Annotated in this window: 14 protein-coding genes; 6 read left to right on the top strand and 8 right to left on the bottom strand. The window is 72.3% G+C overall.

Features of this window, described 5'->3' with window-relative positions:
- Positions 1–19: 19 nt before the first annotated feature.
- The 3 genes from ACIQK6_RS04230 to ACIQK6_RS04240 form a co-directional block, all read right to left on the bottom strand.
- A complete protein-coding gene (locus ACIQK6_RS04230) occupies positions 20–445 on the bottom strand; it encodes a universal stress protein (RefSeq protein ID WP_329105120.1) in 426 nt (141 codons plus the stop codon).
- 27 nt (positions 446–472) lie between these two features.
- Positions 473–1993 carry an APC family permease gene (locus ACIQK6_RS04235; RefSeq protein WP_402694258.1) on the bottom strand — a complete coding sequence of 507 codons (1521 nt, stop codon included), beginning with the start codon at positions 1991–1993 and terminating at the stop codon, positions 473–475.
- Between the two features lie 96 nt (positions 1994–2089).
- Positions 2090–2683 carry a histidine phosphatase family protein gene (locus ACIQK6_RS04240; protein WP_402694259.1) on the bottom strand — a complete coding sequence of 198 codons (594 nt, stop codon included), beginning with the start codon at positions 2681–2683 and terminating at the stop codon, positions 2090–2092.
- 70 nt (positions 2684–2753) lie between these two features.
- On the opposite strand from ACIQK6_RS04240, the gene ACIQK6_RS04245 reads away from it, so the two are divergent.
- The 3 genes from ACIQK6_RS04245 to ACIQK6_RS04255 are packed head-to-tail and all read left to right on the top strand — an operon-like array spanning position 2754 to position 4743.
- Positions 2754–3515: a YoaK family protein gene (locus ACIQK6_RS04245; protein WP_402694260.1), complete on the top strand. Its 762-nt coding sequence runs from the start codon at positions 2754–2756 to the stop codon at positions 3513–3515.
- Between the two features lie 25 nt (positions 3516–3540).
- A complete protein-coding gene (locus ACIQK6_RS04250) occupies positions 3541–4020 on the top strand; it encodes an Lrp/AsnC family transcriptional regulator (RefSeq protein ID WP_402694261.1) in 480 nt (159 codons plus the stop codon).
- 45 nt (positions 4021–4065) lie between these two features.
- A complete protein-coding gene (locus ACIQK6_RS04255; RefSeq protein WP_402694262.1) occupies positions 4066–4743 on the top strand; it encodes an HAD family hydrolase in 678 nt (225 codons plus the stop codon).
- 32 nt (positions 4744–4775) lie between these two features.
- On the opposite strand, the gene ACIQK6_RS04260 is transcribed toward ACIQK6_RS04255, so the two are convergent.
- Entirely contained in the window at positions 4776–5228 is a 453-nt protein-coding gene (locus ACIQK6_RS04260) for a MarR family transcriptional regulator (RefSeq protein WP_329105111.1), read from the bottom strand.
- Positions 5228–5644 carry an SRPBCC family protein gene (locus ACIQK6_RS04265; protein WP_329105109.1) on the bottom strand — a complete coding sequence of 139 codons (417 nt, stop codon included), beginning with the start codon at positions 5642–5644 and terminating at the stop codon, positions 5228–5230. Before ACIQK6_RS04265 ends, ACIQK6_RS04260 begins: the two co-directional genes overlap by 1 nt.
- Positions 5645–5821: 177 nt before the next feature.
- Here ACIQK6_RS04265 and ACIQK6_RS04270 point away from each other — a divergent pair, with 177 nt between their 5' ends.
- On the top strand, positions 5822–6997 hold the full coding sequence (locus tag ACIQK6_RS04270) for an FAD-dependent oxidoreductase (protein ID WP_402694293.1): 1176 nt from the start codon (positions 5822–5824) through the stop codon (positions 6995–6997).
- A gap of 14 nt (positions 6998–7011) precedes the next feature.
- Here ACIQK6_RS04270 and ACIQK6_RS04275 read toward each other — a convergent pair whose 3' ends face one another.
- The 3 genes from ACIQK6_RS04275 to ACIQK6_RS04285 all read right to left on the bottom strand — a co-directional run bounded on the left by ACIQK6_RS04275 (position 7012) and on the right by ACIQK6_RS04285 (position 10809).
- Positions 7012–7950, bottom strand: coding sequence for a hypothetical protein (locus ACIQK6_RS04275; RefSeq protein ID WP_329105108.1), 939 nt, complete (start codon positions 7948–7950; stop codon positions 7012–7014).
- Between the two features lie 69 nt (positions 7951–8019).
- Positions 8020–8883 carry an endolytic transglycosylase MltG gene (gene mltG / locus ACIQK6_RS04280; RefSeq protein ID WP_402694263.1) on the bottom strand — a complete coding sequence of 288 codons (864 nt, stop codon included), beginning with the start codon at positions 8881–8883 and terminating at the stop codon, positions 8020–8022.
- 63 nt (positions 8884–8946) lie between these two features.
- Entirely contained in the window at positions 8947–10809 is a 1863-nt protein-coding gene (locus tag ACIQK6_RS04285; RefSeq protein ID WP_329105103.1) for an ABC transporter ATP-binding protein, read from the bottom strand.
- A 146-nt stretch (positions 10810–10955) separates the two neighbouring features.
- On the opposite strand from ACIQK6_RS04285, the gene ACIQK6_RS04290 reads away from it, so the two are divergent.
- Together ACIQK6_RS04290 and ACIQK6_RS04295 are read left to right on the top strand one after the other, a co-directional pair.
- Complete coding sequence (locus tag ACIQK6_RS04290) at positions 10956–11420, top strand: MarR family transcriptional regulator (protein ID WP_329105101.1); 465 nt, start codon at positions 10956–10958, stop codon at positions 11418–11420.
- Positions 11421–11460: 40 nt separating this feature from the next.
- A complete protein-coding gene (locus ACIQK6_RS04295; protein WP_402694264.1) occupies positions 11461–14397 on the top strand; it encodes an FAD-binding and (Fe-S)-binding domain-containing protein in 2937 nt (978 codons plus the stop codon).
- The last annotated feature ends 72 nt before the right edge of the window (positions 14398–14469 follow it).

Consider the following 14469-nt stretch of genomic DNA (forward strand, 5'->3'; position numbering starts at 1 on the left):
CCGGTCGCACCGCGGCTGTTCAGGCGCCCTCCGGCCCGGTCGGTACGCACAACACCGGGATCGGCGACAGGTGCAGGAGCTTGTGCGGCGTGGAGCCGAGCAGCGCTCCGCGCATCGGGCTGTCGCCCCAGCTGCCGACGATGATGACGCGGGCCCGGTGCCGCTCGGCGGACTCCAACAGGGCCGGCGCGGGCTTCTCGTCGGCCACCTCGACCGTGGAGGGCACCCCGGCCGCGTCGGCCGCCTCGACGGCGTGCGCGAGCGCGGTACGGCCCGCCTGGCGGACGGCTTCGCGGTGCGCACGGGACTCCTCGCCGGTGGGGCCCGGGGCGGCCGCCCCGTAGACGAGGACCAGGGGCTCGCCGAAGGCGGTGGCCACCTCCAGCGCCACCTGCAGGGCCCGTTCCGCGCCGGGTGATTCGTCGTATCCGAGGACCACGGACATCGGGGGCTCCCTAAGGGGGTCTTGTCGCTAGTGCTTCCCGGCGTGGACGAGTTCCGGGTCGACGACGCCGCGGCGCTCCTGCCAGAACCTGCCGTCCCGTACCCGCCAGAAGCACATGACGGCCACGCCCACGAGCGCGATGCCGATGCCGATGACCAGGGGCGGGCCGAGCCCGAACCAGGAGACCCCGCTGGCGGAGTTCTCCGGGTTGGACATGTCGCCGATCGACTCCACCAGCAGCCAGGTCAGCAGGGCGGCGCCGACCACCGGGCCGAGGCCGATCAGGAAGAAGTTGTGCGGGTTCTCGAACAGGTGGCGGCGGTAGTAGATGGCGCAGGCCAGGCCGGTGAGCGCGTAGTAGAAGGCGATGAGCAGGGAGAGCGCGGTGAGCGAGTCCAGGAGCGCGTTCTCGCTGATCTGGTTGACGATCAGGTACCAGCCGATGGCGATGCCGGCCACCCACCACGTGCTCAGGTCCGGGGTGCGGAACCTCGGGTGGATGTGGGCGAGCCGGTGCGGCAGCGCGTGCCGTCGGGCCATGGACAGGGCGGTGCGGGAGGCGGGGATGATCGTGGTCTGGGTGGAGGCCAGCGCCGAGGTGCAGACGGCGAGGAGCACCACCCAGTCCCAACCGCCCATGACCTCGTGGGCGAGGACCGCGAAGATGGCCTCCTCCTCGCCCGCGTTCTCGGCGAGGTAGACGGTGCCCGCGTAGGAGACGACCGCGAAGCCCACGGACAGGTAGGTGACCAGGAGGATCACGGTCGACCAGAGGCCCGCCTTGCCGGGCGCGGTGGCGGAGTTCTCCACTTCCTCGGTGAGGTTGACCGCGGACTCCCAGCCCCAGTACATGAACACGCCGAGCAGCAGCCCGCCGGTGAGGGCGGCGCCGCCGGCGCCGAAGGGGTTGAGCCAGGAGAGGGAGGGCTCGATCGATTCCAGGGTGCTGGTGTCGGCGTAGACGCGGTAGATGGCGACCACGGCGAAGGTCAGCAGGAAGAAGACCTGGGCGAGGATGAGGATGTCCTGGAGGTGGGCCGAGAGCTCGGTGCCGATGACGCAGATGCCGGTCATGGCGAGGATCACCGCGACGGTGAGGCCCTGCCGGATCCAGGCGTTGGCGGCCCAGCTGTCCAGTCCGAAGGCGAGCAGGCCGAAGTTCACGGCGACGTCCGCGAGCGAGCCGATGACGAGGACGCCGGTCATGGCGATGGCCCAGCCACCGAGCCAGCCGGCCCAGGGGCCCATGGCCCGGGTGACCCACGAGAAGGTCGTCCCGCAGTCCTGGTCCACCTTGTTGAGGTAGTAGAAGGCGGCCGCGATGAGCAGCATCGGGACGAACGAGGCCAGCATCACGCCCGGCGCGTAGATCCCGACCAGCGCGACGATCGGCCCGAGGACGGCGGCCAGGGAGTAGGCGGGCGAGGTGGAGTTCAGGCCGATGACGAGCGCGTCGAGGAATCCGATCGCGTTGGCCTTGAGCCTCGCGTCCTTGCCCTCCGGTCCGGCGCCCGCATCGCCGTCGTCCATGTACGAGTCGTGACCCATGTACGAATGGTCACGCAGACGGCACCGCCGCGCGAGGCGAGGCGGTGCCAGTCGGACCCGGCCGGGCCCCGGTCGGGGGGACCCTCAGGGCCCCGGTCAGGGACGGGTGTTCCAGCCCGCGATCACCGGGAGGCCGTGCTCCGTGGAGAGCAGGCTGACGGTGCCGGTGCGCAGCAGGAACAGCCGGCCGTGCTCGGGCTCCAGGCGCAGGTAGCGGGCGGTGAGGACGCGCAGGAAGTGGCCGTGGGCGACGAGCACCACGTCGCCGCCGTCCGCGCGGAGCACGGGCGCGACGCGGGCCAGGGCCCGGTCGGCGCGGGCACCCACCTGGGCGGCGCTCTCCCCCGGGTGGTCGCTGTCGCCGGGCGGCACGCCGTGGGTCCACAGGGACCAGTCCGGCGTGGTCTTCTGGATCTCCGCGGTGGTGATCCCCTCGTAGCCTCCGTAGTCCCATTCGTACAGGTCGGGGTCGGGTTCCCCGCCGGTGAGCCCGGCGAGCTCGGCGGTGGCGACGGCCCGGCGCAGCGGGCTGGTCAGCACCAGGGCCGGCTGCCGGTCCCGGAAGCAGGGGGCCAGCGAGATGGCCTCCTCGACCCCTCGTGCGGTCAGTGGAAGATCGGTGCGCCCCGTGTGGCGCCCGCTCGCGCTCCAGGCGGTCTCGCCGTGCCTCACCAGCAACAGGTCACTCATCCTCGGGACCCTATGCGTTCCGGCATGTCGGTGCCGGAGCACCCGGGCGGGCGTGTCACTGTCGGGCGTGATGGACGAGAACCGGGAGGCCGGGCGGACGGCCGGTTCGCCGCTGCTCCCGCCGCGCATGCCCGCACTGATGATCGTATTGACCTGGGTGACCGGGATGGTGGAGGCGGCGAGCCTGCTGGCGCTCGGGCCGGCCTTCACGGCGATGCAGACGGGCAACGTGCTGTTCCTGGCCTTCGGCGCGGCCGGGGCGGGAAGACTGGAGACGCTCGCTCCCGGGATCTCCCTGGCCGCGTTCGTCGTCGGGGTGGTCTGCGGGTCGCACCTGGAGTCCGTGACCGAGGTCCGCGGGAGGCGCTGGTTCGTCATCGGCCTCATCGCCGAGGCGGGGCTGATCCTGACCGCCGCGGGCATCGGCTGGGGGTTGGCTCCGCAGTTCGGGTCCCCGGCACCGCGGCATCTGGCGGCCACGGCGGTGCTGGCCCTGGCCATGGGGCTGCGCAACACCACGATCATGCGGGCGAACGTGCCGGGCGTACCGACGACGCTGGTCACCCGGTCCATGACCGCGTTCCTGGGTGCTTCGGCCATGGGACGGGAGAACACCTACGGGTTCGGGACGGCCGGCTGGCGGCTGCGGGGTCTCTCCGTCTTGGCCATGTTCACCGGCGGGTTCCTCGGGGCGCTGCTGCTGCGGGCCGGTTGGACCGTGGGCTGGCTGCTGCTGCCGGCCGCCGCGACGGTGCTGGTCGTGGGCCTGCTCTACCTGAACCAGCCCGGGCTGCACACGGACCGGGCCCCTGGTCGGGAACCCTCGGGGTGAACGGGGCCATTGGTACAGTCGGGGCGTGGCGGTGGACGAGCTCGACACCAGAATCCTGCGCCTGCTGATCGAGCAGCCGCGCACCAGTGTCCGTGAGTACGCCCGGATCCTGGGCGTCGCGCGCGGCACCCTTCAGGCCCGGCTGGACCGGCTGGAGCGCACCGGCGTAATCACCGGAACCGGTCCGGTGCTCTCCCCCGCCGCGCTGGGCCATCCGGTGCTGGCCTTCGTGCGCATCGAGGTCACCCAGGGCCACCTGGACGACGTGGGTGACGCGCTGGCCGCCGTGCCCGAGATCATCGAGGCCTTCTCGATCACCGGCGGCGGGGATCTGCTGACCCGTGTGGCGGCCCGGGACAACGGGCACCTGGAGGACGTGATCCAGCGGCTGATCCAGCTCCCGGGCGTGGTCCGCACCCGTACGGAAGTGGCGCTGCGCGAGCGGGTGCCGCACCGGCTGCTGCCGCTGGTCGAATCCGTGGGCAGAAACGCCAACAAAAGCTGACAGGATCATAGGGATAGGACATCAGCGGCAGGACGGGCCCCACGGATGATTTCCGTCATATTCGATCTCGACGGCACCCTCGTGGACAGCGAGCCGAACTACTACGAGTCCGGGCGCCGCACCCTGGAGCGGCACGGAGTCCCCGATTTCACGTGGGAGCAGCACGCCCGCTTCATCGGCATCGGCACCCTGGAAACCCTGGAGATCCTGCGGGAGCGGTACGGGATCCGCGCGCCGGTCGAGCAGCTGCTCGCCGAGCAGAACGCCGCCTACCTGGAGCTGGCCCGCACCCGGACCGAGGTCTTCCCGCAGATGCGGGGGCTCGTAGAGCGGCTGCACGGTGCGGGCGCGGCAATGGCGGTGGCCTCCGGTTCCTCGCTCGCGGCGATCGACGCGGTGCTGTCCGGCACCGGGCTGGACGCGCTGCTGACGACGGTGGTCTCCGCCGAGGAGGTGGCGCACGGCAAGCCCGCCCCGGACGTGTTCTTGGAGGCGGCCCGCCGGCTGGGCGCCGCACCCGCCGACTGCGTGGTGGTCGAGGACGCGGCGCCCGGGGCGCGGGCCGCGCACGCCGCGGGCATGGCCTGCATGGCGGTCCCGTACACCCCGGACATCGCGGGGGACCCGGCGTTCGCCTCCGCCGGGCTCCTCTTCCCCGGCGGCCAGCCGGAGTTCAGCGCGGACGCGGCGTACGAATGGCTGACCTCGCGCCGGACCCCATAGACCGCCCCTTCCGGATCCGCCCGCAGGGGGTGTCACTCGGGCCCGGCGGGCGGATCTTCGGCTTCAGGACGGACCAGACGGCCGAGCAGGGCCACCGCGTCGCCGACGGCCACCGGCCGGAAGAACTGCGCGTCGGCCCGCTCGACGGCCGCGATCGCCCGTGGGGCCAGTTCTGCGCCGGCGTCGGTGACGCGCAGCCGTTTGGCCCGGGTGTCGGCCGGGTCGACCGCCCGCTCGACGAGCCCTTTGCGCTCCAGGGCGCGCAGGACCTGGGAGGTCATCTTGACGTCGGTCCCGGCCTGGCGGGCGACGGCCAACTGATTGGGGTGCTCGCCCTGGCCGTTGAGCCACCAGGTGCAGGCGAGCAGCACGAACTGCACGTGGGTGAGGTCGAGCGGGGCCAGGGCCGTGGCGATGTCGCGCTGCCAACGCAGGGTGGCGTGCCACAGCAGGAATCCGGGGCTCTCGCCGGGACTGAGGGGCATCAGCGAAGCGCCAGCTCGACCAGCGAAGCCATCGTGTCGGGCCAGTCGGCGGTGATGCCCGGGCCGATCTGCGGGCCGACCTCGTCGGCGCCGTCGCCGGTGATCTCCATCCGGTACACGACCCGGATCCGGTCCTGGTCCACCGGGTCGATCCGGTGGACGGTCCGCAGCAGCAGGTCACCGAAGCGCGCCTCGTCGACGAACCGTTCGCCCTCGACCGCCTCGGCGATGTGCAGCGGGATCGGGTCCTCCCCGGGCGGCACCATCGTGATCTGCGCACCGACCGCGAAGGGGCCGTCGATCTCGATCTTCTGGATCCCGGCGTTCCAGGCGCCCCAGTTCTCCACGTCCGTCCAGAGCCGCCAGACCGCCTCTGCGGTGGCGGTGGTCTCGATGCTGTGCTCGTACTCCCACATGGGTGGCCTCCCTGACTAGATCATCTATCCATAGATTATCTACGCGCAGACTATCCGTCAACGAGGCGCACCGGTTCGGCGAAGGGGGTGCCCCCGGAACTCGCCTCGCGCGGCCTGCGGGCGCCGCAGCCCGGGAAGATCCACCGCCCGCCGCAGGTTGGTACAACCGTGAACGACATGATGCGGGGCGCGGACGTGCCGGTGGACGTGGACGTGGTGGTCATCGGCGCCGGGCAGGCAGGCCTGTCCAGCGCCTACCACCTGTCGCGGGCGGGGCTCGACCACGTGGTCCTCGACCACGCACCCGGCCCCGGCGGCGCCTGGCAGTTCCGTTGGCCCTCGCTCACGTACGGCAAGGTCCACGGCATGCACGCCCTGCCCGGCATGGAGCTGACGGGCGCCGACCCGCTGCAGCCGTCGTCGCAGGTCATCGGGGAGTACTTCGCCGCCTACGAGGACCGCTTCGACCTGCGCGTACGCCGGCCCGTGGACGTGTCCGCCGTACGCGAGGGGGACGCGGGTCGGCTGCACGTGGAGACCTCGGCCGGCAGCTGGTCGGCCCGGGCCCTGGTCAACGCCACCGGGACCTGGGACCGGCCGTTCTGGCCGTGCTACCCGGGGCAGGAGACCTTCCGCGGCCGCCAGCTGCACACCGCGAGCTATCCGGGTCCGCAGGAGTTCGCGGGGGCACGGGTGATCGTCGTCGGCGGCGGCACCTCGGCGGTGCAGCACCTCCTGGAGATCACCGAGGTCGCGGCGGGAACCACCTGGGTGACCCGGCGGCCCCCGGTCTTCCGCGACGGAAACTTCGGCGAGGCCGAGGGCCGGGCCGCCGTGGCCCTGGTGGACGACCGCGTGCGCCGGGGGCTGCCGCCGCAGAGCGTGGTCAGCGTGACGGGACTCCCGCTGAACGACGCCGTCCGGGCCGGTCTGGCCTCGGGCGTGCTGGCCCGGCGGCCCGCCTTCGACCGGATCACCGCCACGGGCGCCGTCTGGGCCGACGGGAGCCGTGTGGACGCGGACGTCATCCTGTGGGCCACCGGATTCCGGGCGGCCGTCGACCACCTCGCCCCGCTGCACCTGCGCGAGCCGGGCGGAGGCATCCGGGTCGAGGGGACCCGGGCCGTGCGCGACGAGCGGGTCCACCTGGTGGGCTACGGCCCGTCGGCGTCGACCATCGGCGCCAACCGCGCGGGCGGCGCCGCGGTCCGCGAGATCCGCCGGCTCCTCGCCCGCGAACGGACCGGCGCCCCGGTCCCTGCCTCCGCCCCGATGCCGGTCCCTGCCCCCGTCCCCGTCCCCGTCCCGATGCCCGTCCCTGCCCCCGTCCCCGTCCCTGTCCCGGTGGTCTGAGCAGCCTGCGGACTTCAGCCGGTCTCGGGGCGGTCGAGGGGGATGATCCGGTCCGGGGTGCCGTTGGCCCCGCGGGCCTCACGGGTCGGGTACACCCGGCCCGTCCCGTCCGTCACGTCCAGAACGGGATCGGTCCAGCTCTCGGTGGCCTCCGGGACGAGGATGCGCGTGGTGCCCCGCTCCGCGTCGTGGATCAGGAGCGAGACGATGTTGTAGAGCTCGCGGCCCATCTCGCCGGGCCCCTGCTCAGGGTGGTCCTTCGGGCCCTCGATCCGGATCGTGAAGTAGCGCTCATCCTCCCAGAAGCCGCCCTTGTCCAGCCGTTCGCCCTCCCCCACGCGCACGCCGTCCACCCAGAGCCGGGCCTTGCCCGGATGGTCGCGGAACAGGAGCACCGACCGGTGGTCGTCGCCGTCGGCGAAGGTCACGTCGATCTGGTGCTCGGACCAGCAGTCGAGGAAGCTGCTGCACGCCCCGGGTACCTCCCCGTGCCGATGGCTCGCGAGCTTCTCGCCCGGCGGTACGACGGGATCCTGGCTGCAAGTCCCGGCGAAGCGACAGGCCCGGTCGACACGCCGGGTGCAGCCGATGCCCATCGCCGCGATGTCGCGCGCCGACGCCTGCGAGAGCAGTTCTCCCAGGCGTTCCACGTACCGTTCCGCACCGACCAGGGCGGTCAGTTCGGCCTCGTCGTACCACCAGTGGAGCAGGTCCACTCCGGCGGGGGAACGGGCCAGCCAGCCGCGCCACTCGACGACCCTGCTGCCCCACCGTTCGACCATCCGCTCGTGCCCTGCCCGCTCGGCGGACGCGGCGGCCTTCGCCTCCGCGTCCAGGCGCGCCTGAATGCGCTTGCCGATCGACTCCGCGTCGAAAGCCAGTTCGTCGATCGCTTCCGCGCTGTTTCCGACCTCGGCTTCAGCCTCCGTCTTCGCTCTCCACGGCCATTTCACGGTTCGCCCCCTCGGTCCACCGGTTCGGCAGGCCGCCGATCGTAGATCCGTCGCGAGGTCCACCGCCCCTCATTTCCCGGGGGGACCGGCCTGACCCGTGCGGGGGCCGGCGCCCGCGCGGATCCGGTTGAACTCCGCGACGTGCTTCTTGTGTTCCTCGTACGTCGTCGAGAAGCGGGTGCCCCCCGGCTTGACGGTGACGAAGAACAACCAGTCGTCGGGCGTCGGGGCGACCGCGGCAGCCATCGCCTGTAGTCCCGGGCTGTCGATCGGCGTGGGCGGTAGTCCCTGGCGTGCGTAGGTGTTGAAGGGGCTGTCGATCCGGGTGTCGCTCAGCTTGGTGTCGACGGTGCTGCGGTTCAGCGCGTAGTTGATGGTGGAGTCCATCTGGAGCGGCATCGACTTCGCCAGCCGGTTGTGCACCACCCGTGCGACCTTGGCCATGTCGGCGCGGCCCTCGGCCTCCGCCTCGATGATGCTGGCCAGGGTGGCCGTCTGGTACGGGGTCATCCCGTGGGCCTTGCCGCCGTCGGCGACGGCCTGGGTGGCGAGCTTCTGGTTCGCCGTCCGCACCATGTGCGTGAGGAGGGTGGCCGGGGTGGACTTCGAGGTCACCGGGTACGCCGCCGGGAAGAGGTAGCCCTCCGGGTTGCCCTTGGCCTCCGCGGGCAGGGCCAGTCCGGCGGTGGCCACCGCCGCTTTCGTGGATCCCGGCGGGAGCTTCAGCTCGCGGTCGACCGCGGCGTACACCTGCGGGGCCCGCCAGCCCTCGGGGATCAGTAGCCGGCGCGGCGTCTGGGGCACTTCGCCACCGCGCAGCACGGGGATCAGGGCCGTCGCACCGAGGGCGAGCAGCGTGCCGAGGAAGAGCGCCAGCCGACCCCGGCGGGTCAGCCGGGAACGGCGTTGCGGCGGCCGGTGCTCATGGCGCATGCGGGAACGCTAACCCGCGATTCCTCACATTTTCGGCACCCGGCCGGTGTGCCGGTCGTACGGTCACACATTTACCGGAGCCAGCTGGGCGCCCTCGGGCGGTTCGGGCGCGAGCGCTGCGTCGCGGTCCCGGCGGACCAGGGCCGCGTACCGGCCGTCCACCTTGAGCAGCTCCTCATGGGTGCCGCGCTCGGCGATGCGCCCGGCGTCCAGGACCACGATCTGGTCGGCGTCGCGGACGGTGGAGAGGCGGTGCGCGATGGTGATGGTCGTGCGGCCCGCGGAGAGGTTGTCGATGGCCCGCTGGACGGCGTGCTCGGTACGGGTGTCGAGGGCGCTGGTGGCCTCGTCGAGGATCAGCACCGGTGGGTCCCGCAGGATGGTGCGGGCGATGGCCAGGCGCTGCTTCTCGCCTCCGGAGAACCGGTAGCCGCGCTCGCCGACCAGGGTGTCGTACCCGTCGGGCAGGGAGGCGATGTGGTCGTGGATCTGGGCCGCCCGGGCCGCCTCGGCGATCTCCTCGTCGGTGGCGTCCGGCTTGGCGAAGCGCAGGTTGTCGGCGACCGAGGCGTGGAAGAGGTAGGTCTCCTGGGACACCACGCCGATCGAGCGGGCCAGTGAGTCGAAGTCGAGGTCGCGCACGTCCACCCCGTCGAGGGCGACCCGTCCGCCGGTGACGTCGTAGAGCCGGGGCACCAGGTAGCTGAGGGTGCTCTTGCCGGAGCCGGTCGGGCCGACGACGGCGAGAGACCCGCCGGCCGGAACGGTGATGTCGATCCCCGAGAGGGTCGGACCGTTCTTGGCGTCGTACGCGAAGTGCACGTCCTCCAGGGTGACCTCGCCCTTGGCCCGGTCCAGCCGCACCGCGTCCGCGCGCTCGGTGATGTCCACCGGAAGGTCGAGGTACTCGAAGATGCGGGCGAACAACGCGAGCGAGGTCTGGATCTGCACACCCGTCGACAGCAGGCTGACGGCGGGACGGAACAGTCCCTGCTGGAGCGTGACGAAGGCGACGAGGGTGCCGACGGAGAGCGAGGGCGCGCCCGTCTGGAGGGCGATGCCGGCCGCCCAGTAGATGAGGGCGGGCATCGCGGCCATGACGATGCCGATGGTGGACATCCGCCAGCGGCCGGCCATGCTGGAACGCACTTCCAGACCGACGAGCTTCTCGGACTCGGCGGAGAAGGCGGAGGTGAGGGACTCGGAGCGGCCCATGGTGCGGCCGAGCAGGATGCCGCTCACCGAGAGCGACTCGGTGACCGTCGCGGCCATGGCGGCCATCTGCTTCTGCCGCTTCATGGTGATCTTCTTGCGCTCCCGGCCGACCCGCCGGCTGATCCACACGAAGACGGGGAGCAGGAGGAGCGAGACGAGGGTGAGCCGCCAGTCGAGCGCGAGCATGGCGACCACGGAGGCGACGACGGCCGTCAGGTTCGAGACGAGCGAGGTCGCGGTGGAGGTGACGGTGGCCTGCATGCCACCGATGTCGTTGGCGATGCGGGACTGCACCTCTCCGGTGCGGGTCCGAGTGAAGAAGGCCAGCGGCATCCGCTGGAGCTGCGCGTAGACGGCGGTGCGCAGGTCGTGCATGACGCGCTGGCCGACGGTGGTGGAGATCAGGGTCTGGAGCACGCCGAAGACGCTGGTGACGACAGCGGTGAGGATCATGCCGAGCGCGAGCAGGCTGAGCAGCCCGGTGCGGCCCTGCGGGATCGCGACGTCGAGTATCTCCCGGAGCATGAACGGGGAGGCGACGCCGACCAGCGAGGAGGCGCCGACGAGCAGGCCAACGACGGCGAGCCGACCACGGTAGGGCCGGAACAGCCCCACGATGCGGCGCAGCTCGCGCGGCTGCTCCGCCGGGGCGGGCCGGGCGGGGTCGACGGGGTCTTTCGACGGGATCCACTTCGGTTCGTCGTGCGGCATGGGCACCCTCTCGGGGGTCAGGAGTCAGGGGTCAGGAGTCAGGGTCGAGGTCCTCGCGATGTCCCCTTCGGCAAGGTCGGGGCCATTGGAGCATAGGTCATTGTTACCTATGCTCACAATGAATGGCATCCTGATATTCTTCCCGCATGAGCTCCGCCTCCGCCTCAGCCTCCGACACCGATCGCCTTCTCGCCGAACAGCTCCTGCGCCTGACGCGCAGGCTGCACCGGATCCAGAAGCGCCACATGGTGCCGCTCGGGATCACTCCCGCCCAGAGTCGTTTGCTGCGCCTCGTCTCGCACTACGAGGGAGAGCAGGCACCCCGTATGGCGGATCTCGCCGCCCGCCTGGAAGTCGTGCCGCGTGCGGTGACCACCCTCGTGGACGGCCTGGAGGCGGCCGGGTGCGTACGGCGCGCACCCGACCCCGCGAACCGCCGCGTCATCCGGATCGAGCTCACCGACACCGGCCGCGCCACGCTGCGCCGACTGCGCAACGCGCGAACCGACGCGGCGGAGGAGATCCTGGCTCCGTTGACCGCCGACCAGCGCGAAGTGCTCGGCGGTCTGCTGGCCGCCCTGTCGGACGCCCCGGCGGAGCGCACCTGCTGAGTAGGCCACCCGTGGGCCTCGACGAAGCGAGGGGTCGCAGATGCCGCTGCTGGAACCGAAGCCGGGGGCCCTGCGCCCCCGCAGCATCAGCGGCCCCGCGCCCGACCGGCTCGCCGGGCACCGGGCCGGTGGCACGCCCGAGCCGTTGCGCACCGAGCTGACCGAGCTGCTGGGCCCGGAGAAGGTGCTGTGGAATGTCTCCGACCTGGTCCGCTACGCCTCCGACGCCTCCCCCTACCGCTTCGTACCCCAGGTCGTGGTGATCGCCGAGGACATCGACGACGTCTCCGCGGTGCTCTCGTACGCCCACGGCCGGCAGCGCGAAGTCGTGTTCCGCGCCGCCGGGACCTCGCTCAACGGCCAGGCCCAGGGGGAGGACATCCTGGTCGACGTACGCCGTCACTGGGTCGGGATCGAGGTGCTGGAGGAGGGTCGGCGAGCCAGGATCCGACCCGGCACCACCGTGGCCCGGGCGAATGCGGCCCTCGCCCGGCACGGCCGGATCCTCGGCCCCGACCCGGCCAGCGCGATCGCCTGCACCCTCGGCGGGGTCGTCGCCAACAACGCGTCCGGTATGACGGCGGGCACCACCCGCAACTCCTATCGCACGCTCTCCTCCCTCACCTTCGTCCTTCCGGGCGGCACCGTCGTGGACACCGCCGACCCGCTCGCCGACGAGGAGCTGTCCCGCGCCGAACCGGCCCTGTGCCGGGGGCTGATGGAGATCAAGCGGGAGATCGAGGCCGATCCCGCGCTGGTCGCCCGCATCCGAGCCAAGTACGAGATCAAGAACACCACCGGCTACCGCCTCGACGCCTACCTGGACGGCACCACCCCCGTCGAAATCCTGCGGGGGCTCATGGTCGGCTCGGAGGGCACCCTGGGCTTCATCTCCGAGGTCGTCTTCGACACCCTCCCGCTGGACCGCGAACTCTGCTCCGCCCTGCTGTTCTTCCCCTCGCTGCCCGCCGCGGCCGCGGCCGTGCCCCTCTTCAACGGGGCGGGAGCCGTCGCCGTCGAGCTCATGGACGGCAACACCCTGCGCGCCTCGGTCAGCGTCGCGGGCGTGCCCGCCGACTGGGCGGACCTCCCCCGGGAGACCACGGCCCTGCTCGTGGAGTTCCGGGCGCCGGACGAGGCGGGCCGGGACGCCTGCGCGCAGCGGGCCGCCCGGCTCCTGGAGGAGCTCGACCTGGTCGCCCCGGCGGCTTCGATCACCAACGCCTTCACCGGCGACCCGAAGACCGTGGGCGGCTACTGGCGGGCCCGCAAGGCCTTCGTCACCGCCGTCGGCGGAGCCCGCGCCCGGGGCACCACCCTGATCACCGAGGACTTCGCGGTGCCGCCGTCCCGGCTGGCCGAAGCCTGCGAGGCGCTCCTCGCGCTCCAGGCGGAGCACGGTTTCGACGCGGCCGTCGCCGGTCACGCAGCCCACGGCAACCTGCACTTCATGCTCGCCTTCGACGCCGCAGACCCCGCTGACGTCGAGCGCTACGGGGCCTTCATGGAGGCCTTCTGCCGGCTCACCGTGGAGCGGTTCGACGGTTCCCTGAAGGCCGAGCACTCCACGGGCCGCAACATGGCCCCCTTCCTGGAGCTGGAATGGGGCCCCGCGGCCGCGGACCTGATGTGGCGCACCAAGCGGCTCGTCGACCCGGAGGGGGTGCTCGCGCCGCGCATCCTCCTCGACCGCGACCCACGGGCCCACCTGCGCGGCCTGAAGGCCATTCCACAGGTGGAGGCCGTGGTCGACCCCTGCATCGAGTGCGGCTTCTGCGAACCGACCTGCCCCAGCGAGGACCTGACGACCACTCCGCGCCAGCGCATCGTGCTGCGCCGCGAAATGCTGCGCCAGCAGCCCGGTTCCCCCGTCTTGGACGGACTGCTCGCCTCCTACGGCTACGACGCGGTGGACACCTGCGCCGTCGACTCCACCTGCAAGCTCGCCTGTCCGGTCGGCATCGACACCGGGGCGCTGATGAAGGACTTCCGCCACCGCCGTCACGGCCCGCGCGAGGAAGCCGCTGCCGCGCTGGCAGCCCGGCGGTTCGGGGCCGCCGAGGCCGCCGCCCGGCTCTCGGTGGCCGCCGCCGACCGGGTCCCCTCGCGTGTCGGCGACCGGCTGCTGGAAGCGGTCACCGGGGCCGCGCGCAAGGCCGTGCGTCCGGACCTGGTTCCCCAGTGGTCGGCGCAGCTCCCCGGCGCCGCCGCCCGACCGCTGCCGCCGACCCGGCGGGTGGGCGCCGCGGCCGTGTACTACCCGGCCTGCGTCAACCGCATCTTCGGCGGCCCGGAGGGCCGGCCCGGCCCCTCCCTGCCCCAGGCCGTCGTGACCGTGTCGGAGCGGGCCGGACGGCCCGTCTGGATCCCCTCCGACGTCGGCGGCACCTGTTGCGCGACGATCTGGAGCTCCAAGGGCTACGAAGCCGGCACCCGGGTGATGGCCAACCGGATCGTCGAGGCGGCCTGGGGCTGGACGGCCGGTGGGCTGCTGCCGCTGGTCGTGGACGCCTCTTCCTGCACGCTGGGCATCGCGCGCGAAGTGGTCCCGTACCTGACGCCGGAGAACCGTGCCCTCCACGCAGAACTGCGGGTCCTCGACTCGATCGGGTGGGCCGCCGAGGAGTTGCTGCCGCGTCTGGAGGTCCGGCGCAGGGTGGGCTCGGCCGTGCTCCACCCCACCTGCTCGATGCGGCACTTGGGCGACGAGGACCGGCTGCGGGCGGTCGCCGAGGCGTGCGCCGAGGAGGTGGTGGTCCCCGACGACGCGGGCTGCTGTGCCTTCGCGGGCGACCGGGGAATGCTGCACCCGGAACTGACGGCCTCGGCGACGGCGCGCGAGGCCGCGGAGGTGACGGCGCGGGCCTTCGACGCGCACCTGTCGGCGAACCGCATGTGCGAGGTGGGCATGGACCGGGCGACGGGGCGGACCTACTACTCGGCCCTGCTCGAACTGGAGCGCGCCACCCGCCCGTGAGCGCCGGGGCGCGCAACCCCCGTGACCAGGCGCCCAGTCCTCCCCCGCTGCCGCAAACCTGCTGGCCGCAGC

This window comes from Streptomyces sp. NPDC091682, assembly GCF_044756625.1.
GTDB lineage: Bacteria > Actinomycetota > Actinomycetes > Streptomycetales > Streptomycetaceae > Streptomyces.

Coding starts and splice junctions, on each gene's coding strand:
- ACIQK6_RS04285 (WP_329105103.1), bottom strand. CDS start 10,809: ATGCCGCACGACGAACCGAAGTGGATCCCGTCGAAAGACCCCGTCGAC.
- ACIQK6_RS04230 (WP_329105120.1), bottom strand. CDS start 445: ATGTCCGTGGTCCTCGGATACGACGAATCACCCGGCGCGGAACGGGCC.
- mltG (WP_402694263.1), bottom strand. CDS start 8,883: ATGCGCCATGAGCACCGGCCGCCGCAACGCCGTTCCCGGCTGACCCGC.
- ACIQK6_RS04240 (WP_402694259.1), bottom strand. CDS start 2,683: ATGAGTGACCTGTTGCTGGTGAGGCACGGCGAGACCGCCTGGAGCGCG.
- ACIQK6_RS04245 (WP_402694260.1), top strand. CDS start 2,754: ATGGACGAGAACCGGGAGGCCGGGCGGACGGCCGGTTCGCCGCTGCTC.
- ACIQK6_RS04290 (WP_329105101.1), top strand. CDS start 10,956: ATGAGCTCCGCCTCCGCCTCAGCCTCCGACACCGATCGCCTTCTCGCC.
- ACIQK6_RS04295 (WP_402694264.1), top strand. CDS start 11,461: ATGCCGCTGCTGGAACCGAAGCCGGGGGCCCTGCGCCCCCGCAGCATC.
- ACIQK6_RS04235 (WP_402694258.1), bottom strand. CDS start 1,993: ATGGGTCACGACTCGTACATGGACGACGGCGATGCGGGCGCCGGACCG.
- ACIQK6_RS04270 (WP_402694293.1), top strand. CDS start 5,822: ATGATGCGGGGCGCGGACGTGCCGGTGGACGTGGACGTGGTGGTCATC.
- ACIQK6_RS04260 (WP_329105111.1), bottom strand. CDS start 5,228: ATGCCCCTCAGTCCCGGCGAGAGCCCCGGATTCCTGCTGTGGCACGCC.
- ACIQK6_RS04255 (WP_402694262.1), top strand. CDS start 4,066: ATGATTTCCGTCATATTCGATCTCGACGGCACCCTCGTGGACAGCGAG.
- ACIQK6_RS04265 (WP_329105109.1), bottom strand. CDS start 5,644: ATGTGGGAGTACGAGCACAGCATCGAGACCACCGCCACCGCAGAGGCG.